The sequence below is a fragment of the Pseudomonas sp. P129 genome, from assembly GCF_020312195.1.
Taxonomy (GTDB): domain Bacteria; phylum Pseudomonadota; class Gammaproteobacteria; order Pseudomonadales; family Pseudomonadaceae; genus Aquipseudomonas; species Aquipseudomonas fragariae.
In genome coordinates this window covers 460,307-477,888 of record NZ_JAGPYS010000001.1, presented here as the reverse complement: position 1 = coordinate 477,888, position 17,582 = coordinate 460,307, and the positions used below count along the sequence as shown (strand labels likewise).

General features: G+C 59.8%; 15 protein-coding genes. 9 read left to right on the top strand and 6 right to left on the bottom strand.

What is annotated here, in order from left to right; translation table 11 throughout:
- Window positions 1-191: 191 nt before the first annotated feature.
- Window positions 192-1,229, bottom strand: coding sequence for a rod shape-determining protein MreB (mreB, locus tag KBY02_RS02130; RefSeq protein ID WP_002555108.1), 1,038 nt, complete (start codon window positions 1,227-1,229; stop codon window positions 192-194).
- A gap of 205 nt (window positions 1,230-1,434) precedes the next feature.
- On the opposite strand from mreB, the gene gatC reads away from it, so the two are divergent.
- From gatC to KBY02_RS02100, 6 genes are all read left to right on the top strand, one after another.
- Window positions 1,435-1,722: an Asp-tRNA(Asn)/Glu-tRNA(Gln) amidotransferase subunit GatC gene (gene gatC / locus KBY02_RS02125; protein WP_003400217.1), complete on the top strand. Its 288-nt coding sequence runs from the start codon at window positions 1,435-1,437 to the stop codon at window positions 1,720-1,722.
- Window positions 1,723-1,736: 14 nt separating this feature from the next.
- Window positions 1,737-3,188, top strand: a complete 1,452-nt coding sequence (gatA, locus tag KBY02_RS02120) for an Asp-tRNA(Asn)/Glu-tRNA(Gln) amidotransferase subunit GatA (protein ID WP_024642665.1) — start codon at window positions 1,737-1,739, stop codon at window positions 3,186-3,188.
- Window positions 3,189-3,198: 10 nt separating this feature from the next.
- Window positions 3,199-4,644 carry an Asp-tRNA(Asn)/Glu-tRNA(Gln) amidotransferase subunit GatB gene (gatB, locus tag KBY02_RS02115; protein ID WP_003313612.1) on the top strand — a complete coding sequence of 482 codons (1,446 nt, stop codon included), beginning with the start codon at window positions 3,199-3,201 and terminating at the stop codon, window positions 4,642-4,644.
- Window positions 4,645-5,022: 378 nt separating this feature from the next.
- Window positions 5,023-5,391, top strand: a complete 369-nt coding sequence (locus tag KBY02_RS02110) for a septal ring lytic transglycosylase RlpA family protein (RefSeq protein ID WP_024641676.1) — start codon at window positions 5,023-5,025, stop codon at window positions 5,389-5,391.
- A gap of 78 nt (window positions 5,392-5,469) precedes the next feature.
- Window positions 5,470-6,501, top strand: a complete 1,032-nt coding sequence (locus tag KBY02_RS02105; protein ID WP_024659422.1) for a calcium/sodium antiporter — start codon at window positions 5,470-5,472, stop codon at window positions 6,499-6,501.
- A 33-nt stretch (window positions 6,502-6,534) separates the two neighbouring features.
- Window positions 6,535-6,918: a carboxymuconolactone decarboxylase family protein gene (locus tag KBY02_RS02100; RefSeq protein WP_003400208.1), complete on the top strand. Its 384-nt coding sequence runs from the start codon at window positions 6,535-6,537 to the stop codon at window positions 6,916-6,918.
- Here the strand turns inward: KBY02_RS02100 and KBY02_RS02095 are convergent.
- Window positions 6,915-7,856, bottom strand: coding sequence for an AEC family transporter (locus KBY02_RS02095; RefSeq protein ID WP_225649737.1), 942 nt, complete (start codon window positions 7,854-7,856; stop codon window positions 6,915-6,917). The genes KBY02_RS02100 and KBY02_RS02095 overlap by 4 nt on opposite strands.
- Before the next feature lie 107 nt (window positions 7,857-7,963).
- Window positions 7,964-9,547, bottom strand: coding sequence for an alkaline phosphatase D family protein (locus tag KBY02_RS02090; protein ID WP_116831150.1), 1,584 nt, complete (start codon window positions 9,545-9,547; stop codon window positions 7,964-7,966).
- A gap of 157 nt (window positions 9,548-9,704) precedes the next feature.
- Between KBY02_RS02090 and KBY02_RS02085 the strand changes: the two genes are divergently transcribed.
- The 3 genes from KBY02_RS02085 (at window position 9,705) to KBY02_RS02075 (ending at window position 14,167) form a co-directional block, all read left to right on the top strand.
- The gene (locus KBY02_RS02085; RefSeq protein WP_011268875.1) at window positions 9,705-10,721 is read left to right on the top strand and encodes a class I SAM-dependent rRNA methyltransferase; all 1,017 of its coding nucleotides are present in this window, start codon (window positions 9,705-9,707) and stop codon (window positions 10,719-10,721) included.
- 123 nt (window positions 10,722-10,844) lie between these two features.
- Complete coding sequence (locus KBY02_RS02080) at window positions 10,845-13,829, top strand: DUF748 domain-containing protein (RefSeq protein ID WP_162496849.1); 2,985 nt, start codon at window positions 10,845-10,847, stop codon at window positions 13,827-13,829.
- Window positions 13,826-14,167: a DUF2845 domain-containing protein gene (locus KBY02_RS02075; RefSeq protein ID WP_032654304.1), complete on the top strand. Its 342-nt coding sequence runs from the start codon at window positions 13,826-13,828 to the stop codon at window positions 14,165-14,167. The genes KBY02_RS02080 and KBY02_RS02075 overlap by 4 nt, the downstream gene beginning before the upstream one ends.
- A gap of 148 nt (window positions 14,168-14,315) precedes the next feature.
- On the opposite strand, the gene KBY02_RS02070 is transcribed toward KBY02_RS02075, so the two are convergent.
- From KBY02_RS02070 to rpsO, 3 genes are all read right to left on the bottom strand, one after another.
- Complete coding sequence (locus KBY02_RS02070; RefSeq protein ID WP_024641931.1) at window positions 14,316-14,669, bottom strand: BON domain-containing protein; 354 nt, start codon at window positions 14,667-14,669, stop codon at window positions 14,316-14,318.
- Window positions 14,670-14,957: 288 nt separating this feature from the next.
- Window positions 14,958-17,063, bottom strand: coding sequence for a polyribonucleotide nucleotidyltransferase (gene pnp / locus KBY02_RS02065; protein WP_225649736.1), 2,106 nt, complete (start codon window positions 17,061-17,063; stop codon window positions 14,958-14,960).
- Between the two features lie 175 nt (window positions 17,064-17,238).
- Window positions 17,239-17,508 (bottom strand): 30S ribosomal protein S15, encoded by a 270-nt coding sequence (gene rpsO / locus KBY02_RS02060; RefSeq protein WP_002555121.1) that lies wholly within the window; start codon window positions 17,506-17,508, stop codon window positions 17,239-17,241.
- Between the last annotated feature and the right edge of the window lie 74 nt (window positions 17,509-17,582).

Sequence of the window (17,582 nt, the reverse complement as noted above, 5' to 3'; positions counted from 1 at the left end):
GGTTTAATAGGCCGCTCCTCCGGGGCATGCGATCGTTGGATCGAACTTCGATTGGCAATTATTCATGCGGTATGTAACCGGCCTGGACAAATGAAAGAGATAGGCACCCTGTTTCGGCGTCAGCCTGAAGCATACAGGTAGCATATCCGCCACCTGCATACAAAAGACTCCGTGAAAGGCACCCCGGCGAATTATTCGCTGGAGAGCAGATCCATGGTGTGCTTATCCATCATTTCCAGCGCACGGCCACCGCCACGCGCTACACAGGTCAGCGGGTCTTCGGCGACGATCACCGGCAGACCGGTTTCCTGAGCCAGCAACTTGTCCAGATCACGCAGCAGCGCACCACCACCGGTCAGGACCAGACCACGCTCGGCGATGTCCGAGGCCAGTTCCGGAGGCGATTGCTCCAGAGCGCTCTTGACCGCCTGAACGATGGTCGCCAGCGACTCCTGCAGTGCCTCGAGCACTTCGTTGGAGTTCAGGGTGAACGCACGTGGAACGCCTTCAGCCAGGTTGCGGCCACGCACGTCGACTTCACGTACTTCACCGCCCGGATAGGCAGTACCGATTTCCTGCTTGATGCGCTCGGCAGTCGATTCGCCGATCAGGCTGCCGTAGTTGCGGCGCACATAGGTGATGATCGCTTCGTCGAAACGGTCACCGCCAACCCGGACGGATTCGGCATACACCACACCGTTCAGGGAGATCAGGGCAATTTCGGTAGTGCCGCCGCCGATGTCGACAACCATCGAACCGCGAGCTTCTTCCACCGGCAGACCGGCGCCGATTGCAGCGGCCATCGGCTCTTCGATCAGGAAGACTTCGCGTGCGCCTGCACCCAGGGCCGACTCGCGAATCGCGCGACGCTCAACCTGGGTGGATTTGCACGGAACGCAGATCAGCACACGAGGGCTGGGCTGCAGAAAGCTGTTTTCATGAACCTTGTTGATGAAGTACTGCAACATTTTTTCGCAGACGCTGAAGTCGGCGATAACGCCGTCTTTCATTGGACGAATGGCTGCGATGTTGCCTGGAGTACGGCCCAGCATGCGCTTGGCTTCGGTACCGACGGCCACGACACTCTTCTGGTTGCCGTGAGTACGAATGGCAACGACAGAGGGTTCATTCAGAACGATACCGCGCTCACGCACGTAAATAAGGGTGTTGGCAGTGCCCAGGTCGATGGATAGATCACTGGAAAACATGCCACGCAGTTTCTTGAACATGGGAAAGGGACCCTAGGGAACGCGTGGTAAAAAAAGTGCGGCAAACTCTAACAACGACAGGGATTTTGGGCAAGGAGCCAATATGCTAAATTGGCGGTTTTCCGAACACCACCCTCGACGTTAGCGGCTTGAGACAGTAATAACGCGATAGTGTTCCGCAATTGGCAACAAAGCAAATCCATAAGCATTCCACTGGAGATACCCCATGGCGCTTGAACGCTCCGACGTGGAAAAGATCGCTCATCTGGCCCGACTGGGTCTCAATGACGCCGATATCCCGCGTACCACCGAAGCACTGAACAGCATTCTTGGGCTGGTCGATCAGATGCAAGCGGTCGACACCGCTGGCATCGAGCCGCTGGCTCACCCGCTGGAAGCCACCCAGCGCCTGCGCGAAGACGCCGTCACCGAGCGAAATCGCCGTGACACTTACCAAGCCATCGCACCAGCGGTCCAAGACGGCCTCTATCTGGTTCCGAAAGTCATCGAGTAAGGGAAAGCGCCTGCATGCACCAAATGACTCTGGCCGAGATCGCTCGCGGACTCGCCGATAAAAAGTTTTCTTCCGAAGAGCTGACTCGTGTTCTGCTGTCGCGCATCGCGACGCTCGACCCGCAGCTCAACAGCTTCATCAGCCTCACCGAAGACCTGGCCATCACCCAGGCGCAGGCGGCAGACGCGCGCCGTGCCGCCGGTGAAAACGGCCCGTTGCTCGGTGCTCCGCTGGCCCACAAGGACCTGTTCTGCACCCAGGGCATCCGCACCAGTTGCGGCTCGCTGATGCTCGACAATTTCAAGGCACCCTACGACGCCACGGTCGTGTCGCGTCTGGCATCGGCCGGCACAGTGACGCTGGGCAAGACCAACATGGACGAATTCGCCATGGGTTCGGCCAACGAATCCAGCCATTACGGCGCGGTGAAAAACCCGTGGAACCTGGAATGCGTCCCTGGTGGCTCTTCGGGTGGTTCGGCAGCCGCGGTCGCTGCACGCCTGTTGCCTGCCGCAACCGGCACCGACACCGGCGGCTCGATTCGCCAGCCTGCAGCACTGACCAACCTCACGGGCCTCAAGCCGACCTACGGCCGCGTATCGCGCTGGGGCATGATTGCCTACGCGTCCAGCCTCGATCAGGCGGGGCCGATGGCACGCACGGCCGAAGACTGTGCGCTGCTGCTGCAAGGCATGGCCGGTTTCGACCCGCAGGACTCCACCAGCATCGACGAACCGGTTCCGGACTACTCCGCCAGCCTCAATACCTCGCTCAAGGGCCTGCGTATCGGTGTGCCGAAAGAGTATTTCAGCGCAGGCCTTGACCCGCGCATCGCGCAACTGGTGCATGAAAGCGTCAAGGAGCTGGAAAAACTCGGCGCGATCGTCAAGGAAGTCAGCCTGCCGAACCTGCAACACGCGATCCCGGCCTACTACGTCATCGCCCCGGCTGAAGCCTCGTCCAACCTGTCGCGTTTCGACGGTGTGCGTTTCGGCTACCGCTGCGAAGACCCGAAAGACCTGACCGACCTGTACAAGCGCTCGCGCGCCGAAGGCTTCGGCCCGGAAGTGCAGCGACGCATCATGGTCGGCGCCTACGCGCTGTCGGCGGGTTACTACGACGCCTACTACCTGCAGGCGCAGAAAATCCGTCGCCTGATCAAGAACGATTTCATGAACGCGTTCGCCGATGTCGACGTGATTCTCGGTCCGACCACGCCCAACCCGGCCTGGAAAATCGGCGCCAAGACCCACGACCCGATTGCCGAATACCTGGAAGACTTCTACACCATCACCGCCAACCTGGCGGGCCTGCCCGGCTTGTCCATGCCTGCGGGCTTCGTCGACGGCCTGCCGGTCGGCGTGCAGCTGCTCGCTCCGTATTTCCAGGAAGGCCGCCTCTTGAATGTGGCGCATCAGTATCAGCAAGTCACCGACTGGCACACTCGCGCACCTGAAGGCTTCTGAGGAGAAACACATGCAATGGGAAGTCGTCATCGGGCTGGAGATTCATACCCAGCTTTCGACCCAATCAAAGATTTTTTCCGGTAGCGCGACCACGTTCGGCTCCGAGCCCAACACGCAGGCCAGCCTCGTCGACCTGGGCATGCCCGGCGTATTGCCGGTGCTGAACAAGGAAGCCGTGCGCATGGCCGTCAAGTTCGGCCTGGCCGTCAACGCCGAAATCGGCCAGCACAACGTGTTTGCCCGCAAGAACTACTTCTACCCGGACCTGCCCAAGGGCTATCAGATCAGCCAGATGGAGCTGCCGATTGTCGGCAAGGGCCACCTGGACATCCCCCTTGAAGACGGCACCGTCAAGCGCATCGGCATCACCCGTGCGCACCTGGAAGAGGACGCGGGCAAGAGCCTGCACGAAGACTTCCAGGGCATGACCGGTATCGACCTGAACCGTGCCGGCACCCCGTTGCTGGAGATCGTTTCCGAGCCGGACATGCGCAACGCCAAGGAAGCCGTGGCTTACGTCAAGGCCATCCATGCGATTGTCCGCTACCTGGGCATCTGTGACGGCAACATGGCCGAAGGTTCGCTGCGCTGCGACTGCAACGTATCGATTCGCCCCAAGGGTCAGGTCGAGTTCGGCACGCGTTGCGAGATCAAGAACGTCAACTCGTTCCGCTTCATCGAAAAAGCGATCAACAGCGAGATTCAGCGCCAGATCGACCTGATCGAAGACGGTGGCAAGGTTATCCAGCAGACACGCCTGTATGACCCGAACACCAACGAAACCCGCGCCATGCGCAGCAAGGAGGAAGCCAACGACTACCGTTACTTCCCCGACCCGGATCTGTTGCCGGTGATCATCGAGGACTCGTTCCTCGAAGAAACCCGCGCCACCTTGCCGGAGCTGCCACCGCAGAAACGCGAACGCTTCCAGAGCCAGTTCGGTCTGTCGACCTACGACGCCAGCGTACTGGCTTCTAGCCGCGAGCAGGCTGATTACTTCGAACAGGTGGTGAGCATCAGTGGTGACGCCAAACTGGCAGCCAACTGGGTCATGGTCGAGCTGGGCAGCCTGCTCAACAAGCAGGGCCTGGAAATCGACCAGTCGCCGGTCAGTGCCGAGCAGTTGGGCGGCATGCTCAAGCGCATCACCGACAACACCATTTCCGGCAAGATCGCGAAAATGGTCTTCGAGGCGATGGCCAATGGTGAAGGCAGCGCCGATGAAGTCATCGAAAAGCGCGGCCTGAAGCAGGTCACCGACAGCGGCGCCATCGAATCGATGCTCGACGAGGTACTGGCAGCCAACGCGGAACAGGTCGAACAGTATCGCGCCGCCGATGAAGCCAAGCGCGGCAAGATGTTCGGCTTCTTCGTCGGTCAGGCGATGAAAGCCTCCAAAGGCAAGGCCAACCCGCAGCAGGTCAACGAACTGCTGAAGGCCAAGCTGGAGGGCTGATCCTCGTCACTCTCGTTCCCACGCTATGCGATCAGCGTTATACACGAGTCTTGTGGGAGCGAGCTTGCTCGCGAATAGGCCGGTACAGCCTCTAGAGACAGGGCGTTTGGACCAAGGTCTTCGTGAGCAAGCTCACTCCCACAGAGGTCTTTATTCACATCGCGATTAGGGTCAAAGACCCCGCCTTCTGGGCTCTTCATGACTTGTGTATAACGATGAGCGCTCTGCGTGGGAATGCAGTTCTGGACGCTCTGCGTCCGCTGTTGAGTACGCACTGCAACACTGAGTTGCGACGCGGAGCGTCACGAAATGCATGCCAGCATGGAGGATTGGCACGAGCGTCAACCACAACTACTCCGGCACTCAGGAACCCACCCCATGCGCCGCCTTATTTTTACCTGCAGCCTGCTGACGTTACTGGCAGGGTGCGCCAATCACATCATCGACCCCCATGGTTATGACGAGACCGGCACCGCCGCCTATTACGGCGCCCGCCATCACGGCAACCGCACTGCCAGCGGCGAGCCGTTCAATCAGAACGCGCTGACCGCTGCACATCGCCAACTGCCCTTCGGCACGCGCGTCAAGGTCACCAACCTCGACAACGACAGGTCGGTAGTCGTGCGCGTCAACGATCGCGGCCCTCACACCCGTGGTCGTCTGATCGATGTCTCTCGCGAAGCGGCCGAACAACTGGGTATGCTGCGCAGCGGGACAGCGCCAGTCCGTGTGCAGGCCCTGGATTAAACCCAACCCCCGATCACCGCCAACAAGGACACTCGTATTCTCCAGCTATCGGCCCTGCCCGCCCCCGCACTTATCCAGATGCTCAGTGGCTTGTTATTGCTGCTGATCGGGGCAGAACTGTCAGTGCGTGCAGCGGTGCATCTGGCGGCGATTTTCAAGGTCCGGCCACTGATCGTCGGCCTGACCGTCGTGGCAATGGGCACCAGCGCGCCGCAGATGGCAGTAAGCCTGCAAGCCGCGTTTGCCGATAACACCGACATCGCGGTGGGCAGTGTCATCGGCGGTAACATTTTCAATGTACTGGTGATCCTGGGCCTGTGCGCGCTGATCATTCCGTTACGCGTTGCCCGTCAGGTGTTGCACGTCGACATTCCGCTGATGATCGGTGCCTGCGTGCTGGCTATCGGCCTGTCGTGGAGCGGCGAATTCAGCAAGCTTGACGGCGCACTGCTGCTCGCCGGGTTGCTGTTCTGCCTGATCGTCATCATCCGTCAGGGCGGTCATGCGCCGCGTCACGGACATGCCGAGACAACCGCAAAACCTCGTACCTTCACGCGTATCCTCATGCTTGCCACTGGCCTGCTGCTGTTGACCGCTGGCGGACACCTGCTGGTCGACGCGTCAGTGGTGATTGCAATCCATCTTGGGCTGTCCGAACGCATCGTCGGCCTTACCATCATTGCCATCGGCACCTCATTGCCGGCACTGATGACCTCGCTGATCGCAGCGTTTCGCGGCGAACGCGATATTGCCGTGGGCAACGTGATCGGCAGCAACCTGTTCAATCTGCTGGGCGTGCTGGGGCTGACCGCACTGGTCGCCCCGGTGCCGCTGACGATCTCGCCAAATGCGCTGGTATTCGACCTGCCGATCATGCTCGGCGTGTCGCTGCTGTGTGTGCCGCTGTTCTATTCCGGATACCGGATAGACCGTCTGGAAGGCCTGTTTCTGCTGTCGTTGTACCTGACCTACGGGCTGCATATCCTGTCGATCAGCACCGGTATGGCGCTGGCCGAACGGCTTGAAAGCAAAATGCTCACGCTGGTGTTACCTGTGCTGGGCGCTGTGGTTGTCTGGGGCACGATTCGCGCCTGGCGACGTCAGCACTGACCTCCAACCCGCATCGATACAAGGAGCAAGGCCATGACAGACAAGACGATCAGCGACGGCGAACAGATCCGTCGCCAGGTGATGGGCGATGTCTACGTCGACCGCGCGCTGGGCAATGCCACCGAGTTCAGCCAGCCACTGCAGGATTTCGTCAACGAGCACGCCTGGGGCAGCGTCTGGAGTCGCGAGGGCCTGCCATTGAAAACCCGCAGCCTGATCACCCTGGCCACCCTCACCGCCCTGAAATGCCCGCAAGAACTGAAGGGCCACGTTCGTGGCGCACTGAACAATGGCTGCACGGTCGAGGAGATTCGCGAAGCGCTGCTGCACTGCGCGGTGTACGCCGGCGTGCCAGCGGCCATCGACGCGTTTCGTGCGGCGCAGGAAGTGATCGACAGCTACGTCAAAGCGGATTAGATCCAGCCGCCCCATTGCAGGATGAAAATCCCCACGTTGGTCGTGACCGCGGCAGCCAGCGTGGTGATGACAATGATCGCGGCAGCCAGCTCGTAGTTGCCGTTGGCCGTGCGCGCCATGATGTAGCTGGCAGCCGCCGTAGGGCTGCCGAAATACAGGAACAGAATCCCCAGTTCAGCGCCGCGAAAACCGGCCAGCCAGGCGGCCAGCGTGCATAGCACTGGCAGCGTGATCATTTTCATGACGCTGGCACTGACAGCCAGTTTTCCACTCTTGCGCAATGACGCCAGCGACAATGTGCCACCGATGCAGATCAGTGCCAGCGGCAGGGTCATCTGGGCCAGGTAGCTGCCGGAGGTTTCCAGCCATTTGGGCAGGCCGATGGCGAAGTAAGCGAAGGGTGAGGCGATGATCACGCTGATGATCAGCGGGTTGGCCAGCACGCTTTTGAAGATGCTCCAGGGATCGGACTTGATCACCGGGCTGTAAACCGCCAGTACTACCGTCGATAACGTGTCGTAGAAGACGATGACCAGCGCGGCGAGAATCGCGCCCAGTGAAATGCCATCAGGCCCGTACATGCTGGCCGCCAGGGCCAGACCGATGACCCCGTTATTGCCACGAAACGCGCCCTGGACGTAGATCCCGCGCTCTTCGTGCGGGCAACGCCAGATCGCCCAGCACCAGGCGAATGCAAAACTCAGGAGCGTAGCGATGCTGAAAAAAATCAGCAGCTTGGGCTGCAGGGCGGTGCGCAGGTCGGCGTGAATAATGCCCAGAAACAGCAGTGCAGGCATGGTGACGTTGAACACCAGCCCGGAAGCCGCAACGATGAAGCCATCATTGATCGCGCCGATACGCCTGAGGAACACGCCCAGAAACAGCATGGCAAACACCGGGGCGGTGATGTTCAGGGTTTCGAGAAAAATAGCCAGCATGCAACGCATCCGGTCCCGTCGTTAGGTAGCTCATGATAGGCCACCGAGGACGAGCATGTTGCACGGAATTTCCGAAACCCTGATCACCGCGCCGCGTCTGTTGTTCATCAGACGATGCGGCTGACTTCCTTCACAGGCTGGAGCTTGCGCTCGAAGACCGAGACCCCGTCCAGATCGCGCAGCGCCACGGTCATCTCACCGGTCTGCCCGTCGATATTCACTTCGCCAAAAAACTGAAAACCCGCGAACGGCGAGGTGTTCTGCGCAGGTGGCGCTTTCTGGAACACCAGCTCGGGACCAAAGGTTTTGTCCAGCACGTTGGGACCATAGCTACCGGCGTTCAATGGCCCGGCGACGAACTCCCAGAACGGGTCGAAGTCCTGAAACACGGCCAGGTCCGGCTGGTAATGATGCGCCGCGCAGTAATGCACATCGGCCGTCAGCCAGACGCAATCGCGAATCTTCTGCGCGCGCAGGTACGCCAGCAATTCGGCGACCTCCAACTCACGCCCCAACGCCGGACCGTCATTGCCGTTGGCGATGGCCTCCCAACGCGGTACGCCGGGGCTGACCTCGCCATCCGGCACGCCCAGGCCAATGGGCATGTCCGCCGCGATGACTTTCCACTGCGCGCGCGATGCATTGAGCTCACGCTTGAGCCAGTCCAGTTGCTCACGGCCCATGAATGCGGTGGTCGCACCCGGCTTGTCGGCCAGGTTGGCATCGTTGCCGGCGCGGTAGCTGCGCATATCGAGGACGAAAACGTCGAGCATCGGACCGTAGGGGATCTTGCGATAAATGCGCCCGCCATTGTCGGCTTCCTGCAAGCGCAGCGGCGCGTATTCCAGATAAGCCTGGCGGGCACGCGAGGACAGCAGGCCGATGTCCTTGACCTTGTAGCGATCATCGAGCTGTTTGCTGGGTGACCAGTTGTTGGTCACTTCGTGATCGTCCCACTGCCAGATCTGCGGCACTTCGGCGTTGAAGCGGCGCAGGTTTTCATCCATCAGGTTGTAGCGGTAATTGCCCCGGTATTCGTCGAGGGTCTCCGCCACCTTGCTCTTCGCCTCGGTGGTGATGTTGCGCCAGACGCGCCCGCCCTCCGTGGTGAGCTGCTCCGGCACCGGGCTGTCGGCGTAGATGGTGTCACCGCTGTGGATAAAAAAGTCCGGCAAGCGCAAACGCATGGCTTCGTAGATACGCATGCCGCCAATGTCGGGGTTGATGCCAAAGCCCTGCCCTACCGTGTCGCCGCTCCAGACGAAGCGGATGTCGCGGCGCTGCTGCGGTGTGCTGCGCAAATGACCGAACCACGGCTCACCGGCGACACCGCTCTGCGCATCCTCGAAAGACACCCGGTAGAAAATCGCCTGATCGACAGGCAGCCCGCTCAACTCGACCCGCGCAGTGAAATCGGTACGCTGATCGGCCAGCGCCGACACCACGCGGCGTGGCTGGGTGAACATGCTGCGCGTGTCCCACTCGACGACCATGCGCGAAGGCCGGTCGCTGCGGCTCCAGACGATCGCCTTGTCACCGAACACATCGCCGGACTGCACGCCATCCATCATCTTCGGACGATCCTGCACCGAGGCGATGACCGCCGGTGCAACACCCGGTAACAGCAGACCGGCACCTACCGTTCCGACGGCCTGGATGACACGGCGACGCTTGAGATCGAACTGGCTCACGGTTATCCCCTCGCTGACAGGCAAAAAAGCACCGTAGCAGGGGAATATTGGCGCTGTATGACAACGCAGGAGATCAAGCGCATGGCAGACGCCAAAACCCCCCGGCGCCCGGTAACTGGTAAACTCCCGCGCCTTATTCCAGCCCGAGGCGCTCAGCATGTCTTCCTTGAATCAGGCGCTCAGCGTCGCCCTCGACAATCGCCAGGCGTTGCTTGACCAATTGCATGGACAGGGCACGGACTGCTATCGACTGTTTCACGGCAGCCAGGAGGGTGCCAGCGGGCTGACCATCGACCGCTACGGCCCGCAATTGCTGGTACAGAGCTTTCACACCCGCCTGGATCGCGATGCCCTGCTGGCGCTGCATGAACAGGTCAACACGCGCCTGGGCCTGGACACCCTGCTGGTCTATAACGATCGCTCGCAAGGCAACTCGCGCGTCGATCGCCACGACACCGTGTACAAGGCTGAAGACGCGGCTCTGGCCGATCATGTCGGCCACGAATGGGGGCTCAATTACCGGGTCCGCGGTCGCCATGCAGGCCAGGACCCGCTGTTGTTTCTGGACCTGCGCAACACCCGCGGCTGGGTCAAGCAGCACAGCGCCGGCAAAAGCGTGCTGAACCTGTTCGCCTACACCTGCGGCGTCGGTCTGAGTGCTGCGGCCGGTGGCGCGAGTGAAGTGTGCAACCTGGACTTCGCCGAGGGCAATCTGGCGGTGGGTCGCGAGAATGGTGCGCTCAACCCGCAACTGCCACCCATGCAATTCATCCAGTCGGATTATTTTCCGGCGATCCGCCAGTTGGCCGGGTTGCCCATTGCCGCGCGCCGCAGCCAGCAATTGCCCAGCTACGTGAAACTGCAACAGCGCCAATATGATCTGGTCCTGCTCGATCCACCGGCCTGGGCCAAGAGCGCGTTCGGCACCGTTGATTTGCTGCGCGACTATCAGAGCCTGCTCAAACCTGCGCTGTTGACCACGGCAGACGATGGCGTGCTGATCTGCTGCAACAATCTGGCGAAAGTCAGCATGCAGGACTGGCGCGAGCAGGTGCTGCGCTGCGCCACCAAGGCCGGGCGTCCGGTGCGCGACTGCCAGGAAATGCGTCCCGCCGCAGACTTCCCGTCTCAGGATAATCAACCACCGCTGAAAACGCTGATTCTGCAACTCTGACTCGGCGCCTGATATCGTCAAGCGCAACCGGAAAATTCCTACAAGCCGCGACGGCAGTGCCTTGGGAACCGAACAGGCATGCCATACTCCAAGGGCTTCCAAAAGAGAGAGACGCCGCTGCCCATGTCCAGAGGATTGAAACGCACACTCGGCTCCCTGCTGGCTGTGATCGCGCTCTACAGTTTGCTGGGGTTTTTCATTCTTCCCGGCGTCGCTCTGCGGATCGCCAACCAGCAACTGGCCAATTACGCCACAGTGCCGGCAAAACTCGAACGCCTGGAATTCAACCCCTTCACCCTGGAGCTGACGCTCTGGGGCCTGAATATCGGCACGCCAGGCAAGGAGCAGGTGGCGTTTGAAAAGCTTTATGCCAATCTGCAAATCAACAGCCTGTGGACGCGCGCCCTGCACCTGCAACGCGTCGAGCTGATCAAACCGCGCACCGAACTGCTGTTCGACAAACAGGGCAAGCTCAATCTGGCGCAGCTGTTCAAGCTGCCCGCCAGCGAACCGACACAGGACGAACCCGCCAGCAAGCCATTCCCGCTGCGTATCGACGAAATCAAACTGGCGGGAGGCTATGTTCACTTCCAGGACTTGCGCCCCGGCCAGCCCATCGAGTTTCTCTACGACGCGCTGGATTTCGAGCTCAAGAACCTCAGCACACTGCCTGAAGACAATGCCGACATGACCCTGGTCGCGGCGGGTCCGGACGGTGGGCAGATCGACTGGGTCGGCCGTATCAGCCTGATCCCGATCACCTCCGAGGGCACGCTGAAAGTCACCGACAGCAAGATGAAACTGTGGTGGCCTTACGTGCGTGATGCCTTGCCGCTGGCGCTCGAGGACGGCGTGCTGAATTTCAGCACGGCCTACACATTGAACCTGTCCAATGAAACCGAACTGAAGTTGACCAACGTCTCGGCCAGTGTTGCGCCGTTCGCGCTCAACGCTCCCGACGGTCGCCCCCTGGTACGCCTGCAACGCCTGGACGTCAGCGAAACATCGGTCGACCTGGCAAAGCAGCTGGTTACCGTAGGCAAGATCCGCAGCCAGAAACTGGAAACCTGGGCCGCGCGTGAAGCCGACGGGCAACTGGACTGGCAAAAACTGTTCGCCAGCCAACCGGGCAAGCCCGCAGCGCCGCACACCCCGGCCGTGGACGAAAAAGCCGCCGAGCCGGCGCCTGCCACCGAGGCCTCAGCCAAAGCCAGCGCTCAACCCGTGGCGCAGAGCAAACCCTGGCAGGTCCTGTTGCGGGATGTGCAATTGCGCAACTACATGGTCCATCTGGCAGATCGCGTGCCTCAAGAGCCGGTCGCGCTGGACGTTGGCCCGTTGAATCTGGACATCCAGAATTTCGACAGCCTGAACAAGGCGCCCTTCACGCTCAAGCTGGATACCGGACTGGGCAAACAGGGCAATCTCACTGCCGCCGGTGACGTGAACCTCAATCCGGTCAGCGCACGACTCAACGTAACCACCCGCGACATCGACCTGCGCCTCGCCCAGGCCTACATCAGCCCGTTCATTCGTCTGGAGCTGCGCAGCGGCATGCTCGGCAGCGATCTGGCGGTCGACCTGAAAAGCACCGAGCCACTGGCGTTCAGCGTCACCGGTAAAGCACAGGTCAATCAGTTGCACACGCTGGATACACTCAAACAGCGCGACTTCCTGAAATGGCAGCAATTGGCGCTGGAGGGCCTGGACTACCAGCACGGCAAGGGCCTGTCGATTGCCAAAGTGAACATGGATCAGCCTTACGCGCGCTTCATGATCAATGAGGACCGGACCACTAACATCGACGATCTGTTGATCCCGCAGCCAGCCGACGCAGCTACTGGCAAGACCGCCAGCCAGCCAAAGGCAGCCAGAACCCAAGCCGCAGGCAAGAAGGAAAACCCGCTGGCGATCTACGTGGGTGAAGTGAATATCAACGATGGCTCGGCAAACTTTGCCGACATGACCCTGACCCCAAACTTCGCCACCGCCGTGCAGCAGCTCAACGGTCGTATCGGCACCATCGACAACCGCAAGCCTACACCGGCCCCGGTGAACATCGAGGGCAAGGTCGACCGCTATGCGCCGGTGACCATCAAGGGCAGCCTAAACCCGTTCGACCCGATGGCCAGCCTGGATATCACCACCAGCTTCAAGCGCGTCGAGCTGACCAATCTGACCCCCTACTCCGGCAAGTTCGCAGGTTTCCGGATCCGCAAGGGCCGGCTCAATCTCGACCTGCACTACCTGATCACCAAGGGCCAGCTCAAGGCCCAGAACAAGGTGCTGGTGGAGCAGCTGCAACTGGGTGAACGGGTCGACAGCCCGGATGCGCTGGACCTGCCTATTCGTCTGGCGGTCGCGCTGCTCAAGGATACCCAGGGGCGTATTTCCCTTGAGCTGCCCATCGAAGGCGACCTGAACAACCCGCAGTTCAGCGTCATGCCGATTGTCTGGCAGACCCTGCGCAATCTGGTGCTGCGTGCAGCACAGGCCCCGTTCAAGATGCTCGGCGGGCTGGTCGCCGGTGGAAGCTCCGAGGACCTCGGCAGCGTAAGTTTCGCGCCAGGCTCCAGTGACTTGTCGGCAGAGGCGCAAAATGCCCTGGACAAGCTCTCGGTAGCGCTCAAGGAGCGTCCGGACCTGAAGCTGGAGATCGAAGGCACCAGCGCCGCCAGCAGTGACGGTCCATTGATCGCCCAGCAAAGGCTGGAACGCGAATACCAGTACACGTATTACAAGATCCTCCAGCGACGTGGCGACAAGGTTCCAGCCAGGGCCGGTTTGGTACAGGTCCCGGAAGAGGAAAAGGCGCCTATGCTCGAGGGTATCTACAGGACACGCCTGAAACAGCAACCGCCCGCTGAATGGGCGAGTCTGGGCAAGGAGCAACGTGCTGCCCAGATGCGTGCCGCCGTGCTCAAGTTCTGGAGCAGCAATGAGGTGCTGCTGCGCGAACTGGGCCAGAGCAGAGCCAGTAGCATCAAGGATTACCTGGTGGACAAGGGCAAGCTCGAAGACGCTCGCGTGTACTTCGTCGATGCCCGCCTGGGCCAGGCCCAACCGGATGGTAAAGTCATCAGCCCTCTGCACCTCGACAGCGAATGAAGCCTTTGGCACACACCCGGATCAAACGACTGATCAACCTGACCCTCGCCGCCATGGCCGGGTCAATTGTCGCCTCGGCATATGCCAGCTCAACCCTGCGTTGCGGCAGCCAACTGGTCAGCACCGGTGACCGGGCGTTCGAAGTCCAGCAGAAATGCGGCGAACCGGTCAGCCAGGAGGTACTCGGCACTCAGGAAACCTTCAATAGCAACAATTATCGAAGGTCCGAAGCCGTGAGGATCGAGGAGTGGATATACGGTCCTGATAACGGCATGTATCAGTACCTGCGCTTCGAAGGCGGGCGCCTGGTGGGCATCGAGAGCAAACGCCGCAACTGATCCCCTGCTTCCCTGCCCTTCATCTTTTTCGTCACCCCATAGAAAAGGCCCCGACTCTTCAGTCGGGGCCTTTAATGGCTACATCCTTGTAGCCTCGCATGAACCATCCATCAATCAATGACTGCGGCTGTTCATGAGCAGTATTCGATTACTCGGCTTTCAGGCCAGCAGCCGATACGTCTTTAACACCTTTGATTTTCTTGGTGATGGCGACGGCGGTGTTTTTCTGAGCTTCGGTAACTTTTACCATGGAGGACAGGGAAACCACGCCTTTGTTGGTCTCAACCTTGATGTCGGTGCCAGGGATGCCTTTCTCGGTTACCAGATCAGCTTTGACTTTGCCGGTGATCCAGGAATCGGACACGTCTTCTTTGACTTCTTGAGTAGTGGTGTTAGCTGCCAGAACCATTGGCGCTTGGGCCGAGGTCTGTGCGAAAGCAGCATTGGCCATGGTCAGAGTCAGGGCAGTAGCGGTAGCAGCGGCAATAGCAAACTTCTTCATACGATAACTCCTGTTTTTCTCAAAATCTGCACCAGCATGTGGTGGCAGGGTTAACAGGTGTATCGCAAGCGGTGTGCCAAAAATGAGACAGTCAAAATAACCTTTATAATCAATAGCTTATGTTTTTCGCTATTTTACTTGGTCGTGCAGATTGCCCGTTCGTGCAAACCCGGGCTTGCAAGATGCATGTTTGCACCGAGCAGATTGCATGCTCCATGTGTAAGCCCCTAATTGCACTCATAAAAAAAGGACTCCGAAGAGTCCTTTTTCACATGCCGCTCAGATCAATCAGACGCCCGACGCTTTCGCTGCGGCTACGTCCTTGATCGACAGCTTGATACGGCCGCGGTTATCCACGTCCAGTACCAGTACTTCGACTTCCTGACCTTCCTTGAGGATGTCGGTCACTTTCTCTACGCGAGCATCGCTCAGCATCGAGATGTGAACCAGACCGTCCTTGCCCGGCAGGATGTTGACGAATGCGCCGAAATCGACGATGCGCTCAACCTTGCCGACGTAGATCTTGCCGATTTCCGCTTCTGCGGTGATGCCCAGAACGCGCTGACGTGCTGCCTCAGCCGCTTCCTTGGACTCGCCGAAGATCTTGATCGAGCCGTCGTCTTCGATGTCGATCGAAGCCTTGGTCTCTTCGCAGATGGCACGGATGGTTGCGCCGCCCTTGCCGATCACGTCACGGATCTTGTCGGTGTCGATCTTCATCGCGATCATGGTCGGAGCGTTGGCCGACAGTTCATTACGCGACTGACCGATGATCTGGTTCATCTGGCCGAGGATATTCAGGCGAGCTTCCAGGGCCTGGCCCAGGGCGATCTCCATGATCTCTTCGGTGATGCCTTTGATCTTGATGTCCATCTGCAGCGCGGTAACACCTTTGGAGGTACCGGCTACCTTGAAGTCCATGTCGCCCAGGTGGTCTTCGTCACCCAGGATGTCGGTCAGAATCGCGAACTTCTCGCCTTCCTTGACCAGACCCATGGCGATACCGGCAACCGGCGCCTTCATCGGTACACCAGCGTCCATCAGAGCCAGGGAAGCACCGCAGACCGAAGCCATGGAGCTGGAGCCGTTGGACTCGGTGATTTCCGACACGACACGGATGGTGTACGGGAACACGTCAGCGCCTGGCAGCATGGCCTGGACACTGCGACGGGCCAGACGGCCGTGACCGATTTCACGACGACCTGCGCCGCCCATGCGACCACACTCGCCCACCGAGAACGGAGGGAAGTTGTAGTGCAGCATGAAGGGGTCTTTCTTCTCGCCTTCGAGGGTATCGAGCAGTTGTGCGTCACGTGCAGTACCCAGCGTGGCAACCACCAGCGCCTGAGTTTCGCCACGGGTGAACAGTGCCGAACCGTGAGTCTTCGGCAGAACGCCGACTTCGATGTTCAGAGGACGAACGGTGCGCGTGTCACGACCATCGATACGCGGCTTGCCGTTGACGATGTTTTCGCGAACGGTGCGGTATTCGATTTCGCCGAAAGCCGCTTTGACTTCGCTGGCAGACGGGCTGCCGTCTTCGACAGCGAGCTTGGCAACGACCTGATCTTTCAGTTCGCCCAGACGCGCATAGCGGTCGGCTTTGACGGTGATGGTGTAAGCCTGGGAGATCGCGTCGCCGAACTCGGCAAGGATAGCGCCCAGCAGTGCAGTCGCTTCAGGCTTTGGCTGCCAGTCCCAGGTAGGCTTGGCGGCTTCGGCAGCCAGTTCCTTGATGGCGTTGATCACGACCTGGAACTCGTCATGCGCGAACAGCACGGCGCCCAGCATCTGGTCTTCGGTCAGCTCTTTGGCTTCCGACTCGACCATCAGAACGGCTTCGGAAGTACCGGCAACGACCATGTCCAGGCTCGAAGCCTGCAGCTGCTCGTAAGTCGGGTTCAACAGGTAGCCGGTGCTTTCGTGGAAAGCAACGCGCGCAGCACCGACCGGACCGTCAAACGGGATACCGGAGATGGCCAGGGCAGCCGAGGTACCGATCATCGCAGCGATGTCCGGATCGATTTTCTTGCTGGTGGAGACGACGGTGCAGACGACCTGCACTTCGTTCATGAAGCCTTCTGGAAACAACGGGCGGATCGGACGGTCGATCAGGCGCGAAGTCAGGGTTTCTTTCTCGGAAGGACGGCCTTCACGCTTGAAGAAACCACCAGGAATCTTGCCGGCAGCGTAGGTTTTTTCCTGATAGTGCACGGACAGAGGGAAGAAGCCTTTGCCAGCGTCAGCCTGTTTGGCGCCGACCACAGTCACGAGTACGCTGACGTCGTCGTCAACGGTGACCAATACTGCACCAGAGGCTTGACGGGCGATACGGCCTGTCTCGAGGGTTACGGTCGATTGACCGAACTGAAACTTTTTGATTACCGGGTTCACGGTTTCCTACCTTTCTTTGTGGCTCTTGGGGAACTGGTTTCTTGCGAATTCTTGGGCAGCGTGGGGAATCGGCCCCTTCCACAGCCCAGATAAAACTTGAGGCTGGGAGCCTGCCAGAACCACCGGGCAAACCCGACGGATCGTGACAGACAACCAACCTCTAGCAACGTCGTTATTAGCGACGCAGACCCAGACGACCGATCAGGGCGCTGTAACGGCTAACGTCCTTACCTTTCAGGTAATCCAGCAGCTTGCGACGCTGGTTTACCATACGGATCAGACCACGACGCGAGTGGTGGTCCTTACCGTTGGCCTTGAAGTGGCCTTGCAGTTTGTTGATGTTGGCGGTCAGCAGTGCAACTTGCACTTCTGGCGAACCAGTATCACCAACAGCTTGCTGGTAGTCGGTTACGATCTGAGCTTTTTCTTCAACGCTGAGTGCCATGTGGGCAATCCTTTTGTGCAAGGAAGCGTTTCCGGAGAAACGTTTCCAACAGGCCGAGGACAGATCCTCGTATT